The sequence below is a fragment of the Escherichia sp. E3659 genome (assembly GCF_005781135.1).
Lineage (GTDB): Bacteria > Pseudomonadota > Gammaproteobacteria > Enterobacterales > Enterobacteriaceae > Escherichia.
Genome location: NZ_VATQ01000001.1, coordinates 104909 through 116396, shown reverse-complemented (window position 1 = coordinate 116396; position 11488 = coordinate 104909). Strand labels below are relative to the sequence as shown.

General features: G+C 51.5%; 9 protein-coding genes. 2 read left to right on the top strand and 7 right to left on the bottom strand.

All coding sequences use genetic code 11. The features are described 5' to 3' along the window. Window positions 1-6 precede the first annotated feature (6 nt). The gene (lplT, locus tag FEK47_RS00540; protein ID WP_135487341.1) at window positions 7-1200 is read right to left on the bottom strand and encodes a lysophospholipid transporter LplT; all 1194 of its coding nucleotides are present in this window, start codon (window positions 1198-1200) and stop codon (window positions 7-9) included. Further along, window positions 1193-3352 carry a bifunctional acyl-ACP--phospholipid O-acyltransferase/long-chain-fatty-acid--ACP ligase gene (gene aas, locus FEK47_RS00535; RefSeq protein ID WP_130207748.1) on the bottom strand — a complete coding sequence of 720 codons (2160 nt, stop codon included), beginning with the start codon at window positions 3350-3352 and terminating at the stop codon, window positions 1193-1195. Before aas ends, lplT begins: the two co-directional genes overlap by 8 nt. Window positions 3353-3937: 585 nt before the next feature. On the opposite strand from aas, the gene galR reads away from it, so the two are divergent. Then, window positions 3938-4969, top strand: coding sequence for an HTH-type transcriptional regulator GalR (gene galR, locus FEK47_RS00530; protein ID WP_130207752.1), 1032 nt, complete (start codon window positions 3938-3940; stop codon window positions 4967-4969). Window positions 4970-4975: 6 nt separating this feature from the next. On the opposite strand, the gene lysA is transcribed toward galR, so the two are convergent. Beyond that, entirely contained in the window at window positions 4976-6238 is a 1263-nt protein-coding gene (gene lysA / locus FEK47_RS00525) for a diaminopimelate decarboxylase (protein WP_135405597.1), read from the bottom strand. Window positions 6239-6359: 121 nt separating this feature from the next. Here lysA and lysR point away from each other — a divergent pair, with 121 nt between their 5' ends. After that, window positions 6360-7277 (top strand): DNA-binding transcriptional regulator LysR, encoded by a 918-nt coding sequence (lysR, locus tag FEK47_RS00520; RefSeq protein ID WP_130221484.1) that lies wholly within the window; start codon window positions 6360-6362, stop codon window positions 7275-7277. A gap of 4 nt (window positions 7278-7281) precedes the next feature. Here the strand turns inward: lysR and ygeA are convergent, their stop codons facing one another. From ygeA to kduI, 4 genes are all read right to left on the bottom strand, one after another. After that, a complete protein-coding gene (ygeA, locus tag FEK47_RS00515; RefSeq protein ID WP_135487340.1) occupies window positions 7282-7974 on the bottom strand; it encodes an amino acid racemase in 693 nt (230 codons plus the stop codon). Window positions 7975-8092: 118 nt separating this feature from the next. Next, window positions 8093-9511, bottom strand: a complete 1419-nt coding sequence (gene araE / locus FEK47_RS00510; protein WP_130207760.1) for an arabinose-proton symporter AraE — start codon at window positions 9509-9511, stop codon at window positions 8093-8095. Window positions 9512-9835: 324 nt separating this feature from the next. Continuing rightward, a complete protein-coding gene (kduD, locus tag FEK47_RS00505) occupies window positions 9836-10597 on the bottom strand; it encodes a 2-dehydro-3-deoxy-D-gluconate 5-dehydrogenase KduD (protein ID WP_130258075.1) in 762 nt (253 codons plus the stop codon). A 28-nt stretch (window positions 10598-10625) separates the two neighbouring features. Further along, window positions 10626-11462 (bottom strand): 5-dehydro-4-deoxy-D-glucuronate isomerase, encoded by an 837-nt coding sequence (kduI, locus tag FEK47_RS00500; protein WP_130207764.1) that lies wholly within the window; start codon window positions 11460-11462, stop codon window positions 10626-10628. Window positions 11463-11488 lie beyond the last annotated feature (26 nt).

The window sequence follows — 11488 nt, the reverse complement described above, 5'->3', positions numbered from 1 at the left end:
AAAAGATTAATGACGGCGTTGCCAAATCCACAGCGCCGTTATTGCCAGCGCAAACAGCGCACCAAAGCCAATGCCTATGGGCACGACTGGGATGCCTACCATTACTGCCAACGAGTAAATTCCCAACATCAGCAGCATGGCGCTGTTTTCGCCGAGATTTTGTACTGCAATCGCATTCCCCGCCCCGACGCTTTTTTTGCCTCGCTCCTGTAATAATGCATTGAGCGGTACCACAAAAAAGCCCCCAAGTACGCCAATCAACATCAGCAAGGCATAGGCTGGCAGCAGCTCGTGTTGCAGGGAGAAAATCAGCACCACCACGCCAATCAAAATGCCGGCTGGCATGCAGCGTGATACGGTTTCCAGGGTGACCAGTTTTGCTGCCGCCCCCGCACCAACCACGATGCCAATTGCCACCATCGCGTTGAGATAGGTCGGGGTCGCGTTATCGGTAATGCCCAGCGCCACCGGCACCCACAGCACCAACAGGAAACGCAACGTAACCCCCGCGCCCCAGAATAAACTGGTTCCCACCAGCGAAAATCGTGTTTCACCATTGCGCCATAGCGAGGTGCAGGCATTCAGGAAACTGCGGGTCATGTTGATAAGATTCCACGACTGTCCCGGACGCGCCGCCGCCAGTTTCGGAATGTAGAGATTTGCGGCTACCGCGCCAGCATAAGCCAGCGCACAGGCCGCCAGCGCAGCAAGAACATGCCAGTCCGCCAGCACGCCACCGGCTACGGAACCGAGTAAAATCGCCGCAATGGTGGAGGCTTCCATCAAGCCGTTAGCTTTCACTAACTGATTACCGGTTGTTAACTCGCCAAGAATACCGTATTTCGCCGGAGAATAAGCCGCTGCACCGACGCCCACCAGCGTATAACCGAGAAACGGATTAATGCCAAAACAGATACTGGCAGCCCCCAGCAACTTAAGGCCGTTGGCAAACATCATTACCCGGCCTTTCGCAAAGCTATCCGCCACCTGACCGACAAACGGCGCAAAAAGAATGTAAGCGCCCACAAACACCATTTGCAGGATTGGCTGACTCCAGTCTGGGTAGAACTGCGCTTTCAGTAGCGCCAGAGTGGCAAACAGCAGCGCGTTATCGCCAAACGCAGAGAGAAACTGCGCGGCAATAACTGCTTTCATTCCCTTCGACCATAGCGAAGTGTTAGTGTGCACTGACTCACTCATCGTGTTTTTCCGCTTCGTCTACCCAACTTTTCAACGTGACAAAGTCAGGCTTGCCGCTACCCAGTAATGGCATCTGTTTCAGATAGCGAATGTCACGCGGTACGGCAAGTTCCGGTACGCCGTGCTCGCGGGCGTATTGCTGTAGTTTATCGCGCGTCAGTTCGCTGTCTGTAGTGAACAATACCAGCGCCTCGCCTTTACTGGCGTCGCTCTTAATCGCGGTGGCATGGACTTTATCTGGAGAAACACCAAGTGCCAGTTGTTCCACCATTTCCAGTGAAACCATCTCTCCGGCAATTTTGGCGAAGCGTTTTGCCCGCCCCTGAATCTGCACAAATCCCTGTTCATCAAAACGCACGATATCGCCAGTGTCATACCAGCCGCGCTCCATCTCACCGTGGATGTTCTCAGCCGTTGGCACTTCCAGCACGCCTGGTTTCTCTACCCGCAGGTAGCCGTTCATTATGTTCGGCCCTTTTAGTTGCAGGCGACCACCTTCTTCAATACCCGGAACCGCCAGCAGACGTGCATCCATCCCCGGCAAAATGCGCCCGACGGTGCCGGGTTTCGCTGCCATCGGTACGTTGATGGACACCACTGGCGCGCATTCAGTCACGCCGTAGCCTTCAAGAATACGCAGGCCAAATTTATCCTGCCAAAGTCGTTTGGTGCTTTCTTGTAGTTTCTCCGCGCCAGCCACCACATAGCGTAGACGATAGAAGTCATACGGGTTGGCGAAGCGCGCGTAATGACCAAGGAAGGTCGAAGTGCCGAAAAGCACAGTACAACTGCGGTCGTACACCAGTTCAGGCACAATGCGGTAATGCAATGGACTGGGGTAAAGGAAGACTTCTGCGCCCGTCAGCAGGGGCGTAAACAAGCCAACAGTTAAACCAAAGGAGTGAAACAGCGGTAACGCCGACATAAAGCGATCGTTGGTGGTGAAATCGGCAATCGTTTTAATCTGCTCGACGTTCGCCAGAATGCTTTTATGGCTATGGACGACGCCTTTCGGATGGCCTTCAGAACCGGAGGTAAAGAGGATCAGCGCCTCTTCTTCTGGCTGCTGTTTTACCTGTGCCAGACGCGGCATCAACAGATGGGCGAAGATCCACACTTTGTCGGCAGTGGTGACATCCGCTTTTAAATCTTCCAGATACACCCAGCGTACCTGAGTCAGCTGCTCCGGCAGATGCCAGAGTTTGCCTTTGTCGAGGAACTGGCGGGAAGTGAAGATAGTTTTGATTTCGGCGGCAGTAATAGCACTGGTCAGCCCTTTTACCCCGGCGGTGTAGTTCATCATTGCCGGAATACGGCGACGGGCGATGGCCCCAAAAATCACTGCCGCACTAATGCCCGCATTGGGCAGCATTAAGCCGATTCTTTCCCCTTCAACGCTATATTTTTCGAGGATGCGACCAACAAACAGTGTTTTAGTGAGCAACTTGCGATAGGTATCTGGGGTAAAGTTGACGTCTTCGACACACTTTTTCCTGGCCCCAAAACGGTACATTGCGCTCAGTAGTGATTCGTACAGCGTTTCACGTGGGCGTACCGCCATACGCGCTTCCATCATAATTTGGTGCAGCATTTCCCCCGCGATTTTACGGCGGTCACGGGCGCGCGGCGCATCTGGCATCGGCACCTGCGTGGGAGGCAAAATATGCAGATGAATTTGCGGGAACAAGCGCCGTTTAACCAGACCTTTCAGGCGACTGAAGTGCGTAAGCTCCGCCCCTTCAATTCGCACCGGAATAACCGTCGCGCCTGACTTCGCCGCCACAAAACCGGCGCCATCGTAAATTTTCATCAGCGAACCGGTGGTCGTGATGCGCCCCTCCGGGAAAATCACTACCGGACGGCCTTGTTCCACCAAACGAACCAGATGTTTGATTGCCATCGGCTGTGTCGGATCGAGAGGAACGAAGTCGATAAATGATTTCAACCAACGCATATACCACTGCTGGCTGATGGAGGTGTAAACAGCAAACACCGGGCGAACGGGTAAAAATAGCGCCAACAGAATGCCATCAATAAAAGAGACGTGATTGGGCGTGATAAGAACGCGCTCGCCCTTCAGCGCCTGGGTGTCACCTGTCACGCGAACGCGGTACAGAGCAAGGCACAAATTTCGAAAAAAGCTAAAAAGCATTTCAACTCCCTTTGCTCATTATTCATTAAATGCGAATGCGGTGAGATTACACGAGATGAAGAGCTCGAGCGATAGTAAAGTCGGTGCGAAAAAAAACCTGCGCATCCGCGCAGGTTGGTGCAAGAGACAGGGTACGAAGAGCGTACCGAATAATCTCACCAATCAATACCTCTGGGATCTTGATTGTGGTCCGCACGACGACGCTTCGCCAGCGAGAAAAAGCAAAGGAATGAAGGGAAATGCAACGAGGTGTGTAAATTGTCGGTTACTGTTACAGATTTGCGACAGGCAAAAAAAACCTGCGCATCTGCGCAGGCTGGTGTAATTCATGTGCTCAACCCGAAGTTGACTTCACCTATCAATACCTCTGGGATCACCACTTTATCAACCTGTAGACAAATGCCACCAGCAGTCAATCGCAACAGCGTTTCGCAAAGTGTAACCAAAGGTTTGCAATCTCTTTTTTTCCTTACGTATTCTCGTTTCGCGCACACTTCCCACGCTGAAATCACAACGCCCCTTGAACCAACGGGCGTTTTCCGTAACACTGACAGAATGTAAGCGTTTACCCACAAAGGTATTTTCATGGCGACCATTAAGGATGTAGCCCGACTGGCAGGCGTTTCAGTCGCCACCGTTTCCCGCGTCATTAATAACTCTCCAAAAGCCAGCGAAGCTTCTCGTCTGGCTGTGCATAGCGCAATGGAATCTCTGAGTTATCACCCGAACGCTAACGCCCGCGCGTTGGCTCAACAGACCACTGAAACGGTTGGCCTGGTCGTTGGTGATGTTTCCGATCCGTTTTTCGGTGCAATGGTGAAAGCGGTCGAACAGGTGGCTTACCATACCGGTAATTTCTTATTAATTGGCAACGGTTACCACAACGAACAAAAAGAGCGCCAGGCCATTGAGCAGTTGATTCGCCATCGCTGCGCCGCGCTGGTCGTCCATGCCAAAATGATCCCGGATGCCGATTTGTCCTCATTGATGAAGCAAATACCCGGCATGGTGTTAATCAACCGGATCCTTCCGGGTTTTGAGAGTCGTTGTATCGCTCTGGACGATCGCTACGGTGCCTGGCTGGCGACACGCCATTTAATTCAGCAGGGTCATACGCGCATTGGTTATCTCTGCTCTAACCACTCTATTTCTGATGCCGAAGATCGTCTGCGAGGGTATTACGATGCCCTTGCCGAAAGCGGTATTCCTGCTAATGATCGGCTGGTGACTTTCGGCGAACCGGACGAAAGCGGTGGCGAACAGGCGATGACTGAACTGTTGGGAAGAGGCAGAAATTTTACCGCCGTGGCTTGTTATAACGACTCAATGGCGGCAGGCGCGATGGGCGTGCTCAATGACAATGGGATTGATGTACCGGGTGAAATTTCGCTGATTGGTTTTGATGATGTGCTGGTGTCACGTTATGTACGCCCACGGCTGACCACGGTCCGTTACCCAATAGTGACAATGGCGACCCAGGCTGCAGAACTGGCATTGGCGCTGGCGGATAATCGCCCACTGCCAGAAATCACCAACGTCTTTAGTCCTACGCTGGTACGTCGCCATTCAGTTTCAACACCGTCGCTGGATGCAAGTCATAACGCAGCCAGCGACTAGCCGCGATTAAAGCAACTCGAGCGCCAGTAATTCCTCAATGGTCTGGCGGCGGCGAATCAGCCGCGCCTGACCATTATCAAACAGAACTTCTGGCAACAGTGGGCGACTATTGTAGTTAGATGACATTGACGCACCATATGCGCCGGTATCATGCAGCACCAGATAATCGCCCGCCTTCACTTCCGGTAAGGCACGGGTTTCGACATTCCCCCCTTCCTGCTGGGTAAAGACATCGCCCGATTCACATAATGGCCCTGCGACAACGGTTTCCACCGTTGGCGCATGTTCAAGAGAGCGACCATCAGCCGCCAGCGCGCTAATATGGTGATAACTGCCGTACATTGCCGGGCGCATCAGATCGTTAAATCCAGCGTCAACCAGCACAAAGTGGCGACTCCCCATTTGTTTGACGCTCCGCACCTGGGTAATTAACACACCAGACTGCGCTACCAGGAAGCGGCCCGGTTCGATTTCCAGTTTCACAGGGTGACCGAGATGGCGGGCGATTTGCTCACGCGCGGCATTCCACAGACCATAATAATGTTCAGTATCAACCGCCTCTTCTCCCTGCTGATACGGAACAGAAAGCCCGCCCCCCGCAGAAATAGCCTGTAAATCCTGACCGAATTCGATGACCTGATGCACCATCGCGCCACACACCTGCTCCAGATGCGCATAATCAACACCAGAACCGATATGCATGTGAATGCCAACCAATTGCAGATGATGACGTTGTATGACTTCCAGCGCGGCCGGAAGATCGGTATACCAGATGCCGTGCTTGCTGTTTTCGCCACCGGTATTGGTTTTTTGGCTATGACCGTGACCAAAGCCTGGGTTAACGCGCAGCCATACCCGATGCCCTGGCGAAACCTGGCCTAGTTGTTCGAGCATATCAACGGAGCCGGCGTTTACTGGAATTTGTAATTCACTGACGCGATCGAGCGTCGCCTGATCGATAACATCCGCAGTAAAGACAATGTCATCGGGATGCGTTTGCGGATTATATCCCGCCGCCAACGCGCGTTCGATTTCCCCCAATGAGACGGAATCCACTTTCACGCCCTGTTCGCGCATTAAGCGCAAAATATGGATATTGGAACAGGCTTTCTGCGCGAAGCGCACCACATCAAACTGTTTCAGCGCTGCAATCTGCCGACGAATAATTTGCGCATCGTAGACCCACACCGGGCAGCCAAATTCTGAGGGCAAACGCAGTAGATTTTCGGCGGTGAGATCGGTATCGGGGCTGAACAGTGAATGTGGCATAACAAACTCCAGATAAGTGCTTTTTTATGATTACGCCACATCATAAAAAGAATAAAAAATATCGATTTATGTCGAGTCTATGCAAAAATGATATGGATTACCGGATTGCGAGAGAGCGCCAATGGCCGCCGTTAACTTACGTCATATTGAAATTTTTCATGCGGTTATGACCGCCGGCAGCCTGACTGAGGCGGCACAACTGCTGCATACTTCACAGCCAACCGTCAGCCGCGAACTGGCGCGCTTTGAAAAGGTGATCGGATTGAAACTGTTTGAACGCGTACGCGGTCGATTACACCCTACCGTTCAAGGGCTGCGTCTGTTTGAAGAGGTTCAGCGCTCCTGGTATGGGCTGGATCGCATCGTCAGCGCCGCCGAAAGTCTGCGCGAGTTTCGTCAGGGAGAACTGTCTATTGCCTGCCTGCCGGTCTTTTCGCAGTCTTTTTTGCCGCCGCTGCTACAACCGTTTCTGGCCCGTTATCCTGAAGTCAGCTTAAACATTATCCCGCAGGAATCGCCGCTACTTGAAGAGTGGCTTTCGGCACAGCGTCATGATCTCGGACTCACCGAAACGCTGCATACACCTGCGGGTACGGAACGTACCGAATTACTGTCTTTAGATGAAGTGTGTGTTTTACCGCCAGGTCATCCGCTGGCGGTAAAAAAGGTATTAACACCGGAAGATTTTCAGGGTGAGAACTACATCAGCCTTTCCCGTACTGACAGCTATCGCCAGCTGTTGGATCAGTTGTTTAGTGAGAATCAGGTTAAACGACGCATGATAGTAGAAACCCATAGCGCCGCGTCAGTTTGCGCGATGGTACGGGCGGGGGCGGGAGTTTCGGTAGTTAACCCGCTCACCGCTCTGGATTATGCGGCAAGCGGATTAGTGGTTCGACGGTTCAGTATTGCGGTTCCCTTCACCGTCAGCCTGATTCGCCCCCTGCACCGCCCGTCATCAGCACTGGTGCAGGCATTCAGCAAGCATTTACAAACCGGTTTACCAAAACTGGTTGCTGCTCTTGAGGCTATTTTGTAGCGAATTACGACAGCATAAAGGCTACTGCATCCTCGGCATGAATAGCTGCAGTATCAAACACAGGCAGAACACTGCGCTCTTCTGGCACCAGTAAACCAATTTCCGTACAGCCAAAAATGACGCCCTGCGCGCCCTGTTCTGCAAGGCGAGCAATCACTTGCGCATAATAAGTGCGTGATGTTTCGCTAAAATGCCCCAGACACAGTTCTTCAAAAATAATCTGATTAATTTTCGCCCTTTCATCCGCTTCAGGGATCAGACAGTCGATGGAAAATTGCGCCGCCAGTCGCCCACGATAAAAATCCTGTTCCATGGTGTAGCGTGTACCCAGCAGCGCCACGCGAGTCATTCCGGCACGGGTAATTGCACGTCCAGTGGCATCCGCAATATGTAAGAAAGGCAGTGAACAACGGGATTCGATAGCATCCGCTACTTTGTGCATCGTATTGGTACATAACACAATGCCTTCAGCCCCCGCCCGCTGTAAGCCAAGCGCCGCTTCAGCCAGAATTTCTCCTGCTTTGTCCCACTCCCCGCGACGTTGACACTCTTCTATTTCATGAAAATCAACGCTATGTAGTAGCACTTGCGCCGAGTGAAGCCCACCAAGTCGCTGTTTAATGCCTTCATTTATCAGACGATAGTAAGGAATAGTGGATTCCCAGCTCATACCCCCTAGCAGACCAATTGTTTTCATTCCTTTCTCCTGACTTGTGAGTTAATGCTGCAAGGCTGAATAAGGAACTCAACGGCCTGGCGCCTGATCTCTATTAGCGAAAAAAAGGCCGGATGTACAGCACATCCGGCCAGAGACATCAGATGCCAATATTTCTCAACTTCTCGCCTGCCATCAGTTTGCGTTCGATATGTTCCAGCGTGACATTCTTGGTTTCCGGAATGAGCCAGAAGGTAATACCCACAAACGCAATGTTCAGCGCGGTGTAGAGCCAGAACGTACCGGCAGCACCAATGCTGTCGAGCAGCGTCAGGAAGGTCGCGCCGATAATCATGTTCGACACCCAGTTCGTGGTGGTCGAACAGGTAATACCAAAATCGCGGCATTTCAGCGGCTGAATTTCAGAGCACAGGATCCACACCACTGGCGCGGCACTCATCGCATAACCGGCAATACACATCATCGTCATGCCAACAGAGAGCCAGGACAGGCCACTGGAAGCCGTGCCGTTATCAAACTGCATCAGGCAATAGCCCAGCACCAGAGTGCCTAACGCCATCACGCTGAAACCAATTTTCAGTGCCGGTTTACGCCCGGCTTTATCTACCGTAAACACCGCAATGAAAGTAGCAAACATAAAGGTTAGCCCCACGACCAGAGTCGCAATCATCTGCTGTTCGGTCGTCGTAAAGCCCGCCATTTTGAAGATGCGCGGCGCGTAGTACATGATGATGTTCATACCGGTAAATTGTTGCATCGCCTGCAACAACATACCGAGGAATACCGCACGACGGACGTTACGGTTGATTTTAAACAGCGCCCAACCGCCCTGTTTTAACTTCAGGCTTTCACGAATTTCGTTAAGTTCTTCTCGCGCTTTTTCTGATGTATCGCGCAGCATACGCAGCACTTCTTCCGCCTCGATATGACGCCCTTTCTCCGCCAGCCAGCGCGGGCTATTTGGCAGGAAAACAACCAGAATAATCAGCAGGACTGCCGGTAAGGCAAGAACACCTAACATTGCACGCCAGTTACCGCTATAGCTGAATGCCGTGTCGGATAAAAACGCCAGCACGATGCCCAGCGTTACCATCAACTGGTACATACTGATCATCTTGCCACGTACATTTTCACTTGCCATTTCAGAGAGGTACAGTGGAGCTGTATAAGAGGCAATCCCCACGGCAATACCAAGCACCACACGAGCGGCGATTAACATTTCTACGCTGGTCGCAAAAGCTGACCCTATCGAACCGAGCACAAACAGGATAGCCCCTGCCATCAAACTGTATTTACGTCCCAGGCGGAACGACAGCCAACCATTGAACAGCGCACCAATTGCCGCGCCGAGCATCATGCTACTGACCACCCATTCCTGCAATCGACTGGTTAGCACAAAGTGATCGGTAATGAACGGCAACGCTCCGGCGATGACCCCGATATCAAGACCGAATAACAATCCTGCGACCGCAGCAGCTACCGAAACAAACATATTCATACGACGCGTATCTCGCAGAGGACGCGGCGTTAAAGCAGATTCCGTATTGATAGTAACCATTTTTTTCCTGCCAGCAGAGAATAAGACATAGTGAAAAAATACGTGAACAACTCATTCTGGTGTCAGGTCGGAATCAGTATAAATATGGATTAAATTGCTACGACATGCGGTTATGTGATGGATATTCCAATTTTCAAATTAAGTAAAATTATTAACGTTATTATTAACTACCTAATTTTAAAGCAGATAAAACTCATAAAGTTTATTAATTGATAATTGATATGGATTTTTTCATAACCGAGATATGGATTATGATGATCTACAGGTATAAAAAACCCTGCCATACTGAATGAACGGCAGGGTCATAAAAGTGAATTGAGTAAATTAACGCGCCAGCCAGCCGCCATCTACAGCGATGGTATAACCATTCACATAGTCTGAAGCACTGGAGGCAAGGAACACCACTGGCCCCATCAGATCGCTCGGCAATCCCCAACGCCCTGCCGGGATGCGGTCAAGAATTTCCGCACTACGCTGTTCATCAGCCCGCAGTTGTTGGGTATTGTTGGTCGCCATATAGCCCGGAGCAATCGCATTAACGTTGATGTTATGTTTTGCCCATTCGTTCGCCATCAGACGGGTCACGCCCATCACGCCGCTTTTTGATGCGGTATACGAAGGTACGCGGATCCCGCCCTGGAATGAGAGCATGGACGCGATATTGATAATCTTGCCGCCGTTGCCCTGTGCGATGAAGTGTTTCGCCGCCGCCTGGGACATGAAGAATACACTTTTGATGTTCAGGTTCATCACATCGTCCCAGTCTTTTTCACTGAAATCGAGTGCATCTTCACGGCGAATCAATCCGGCGTTATTGACCAGGATATCAATATGGCCGAACTCTGCTACCGCACGATCCAGCAATGCAGGAATGCCATCAATCTGACGTAGATCGGCGGTCAGGCTTAAAAAACGACGCCCCAGCGCCGTGACCTGTTCAATGGTTTCTGTCGGTTCAACGATATTAATGCCGACGATATCACAGCCCGCTTGCGCCAGTCCCAGCGCCATCCCCTGCCCCAGTCCTGTGTCACAACCAGTGACTACCGCGACTTTACCATCAAGAGAAAATTCTTTTAAAATCATGATAATACCTTATTCATTTTGCCCGCAACTAGCGCAGGTCTTTAACGGCAACGTGGTCCATATCATCGAAGACCTGGTTTTCACCGACCATGCCCCAGATAAAGGTATAAGCTTTGGTCCCTACGCCGGAGTGGATAGACCAACTCGGGGAAATGACTGCCTGCTCGTTATGCATCACAATGTGACGCGTTTCTTGCGGTTGCCCCATCATGTGGAAAACGCAGGCGTCATCATCCATGTTGAAATAGAAGTAAACTTCCATCCGACGCTCGTGGGTGTGGCATGGCATGGTATTCCACAGGTTTCCCGGAGCCAGCTCCGTTAGCCCCATGCTCAACTGGCAGGTTTCCAGCACATCTGGCACAAAATATTTGTTAATTGTGCGACGATTACTGGTGATGTTATCGCCCAGCGTAACCGGAGCGACTTCAGCCGGGGTCACTTTTTTAGTGGGATACGTCGTATGAGCAGGTGCGCAGTTGTAATAAAACTTCGCCGGAGTGGCACTATCAATGCTGGCAAAGACCACTTCTTTTGCACCTTTGCCAACATAGAGAGCGTCGCGGTGACCGATTTCGTAGCATTGACCATCGACGGTAATCGTACCAGCGCCGCCAATATTAATAACGCCCAGCTCGCGACGCTCCAGGAAGTAGCTCACGCCCAGTTGTTTTCCAACTTCCCCGCCAACAGAAACCGTTTTTGCTACCGGCATAATGCCGCCAACAATAATGCGGTCAATGTGGCTGTAAACCATCGTGTACTCATCCGCGACGAATACCTTTTCAACCAAAAATTCATTGCGCAGCCCCTGTGTATCCAGCGTTTTTGCATGCGCACTGTGGATGCTCTGTCTTACGTCCACATCAACCTCCGATAATCATTGAACTG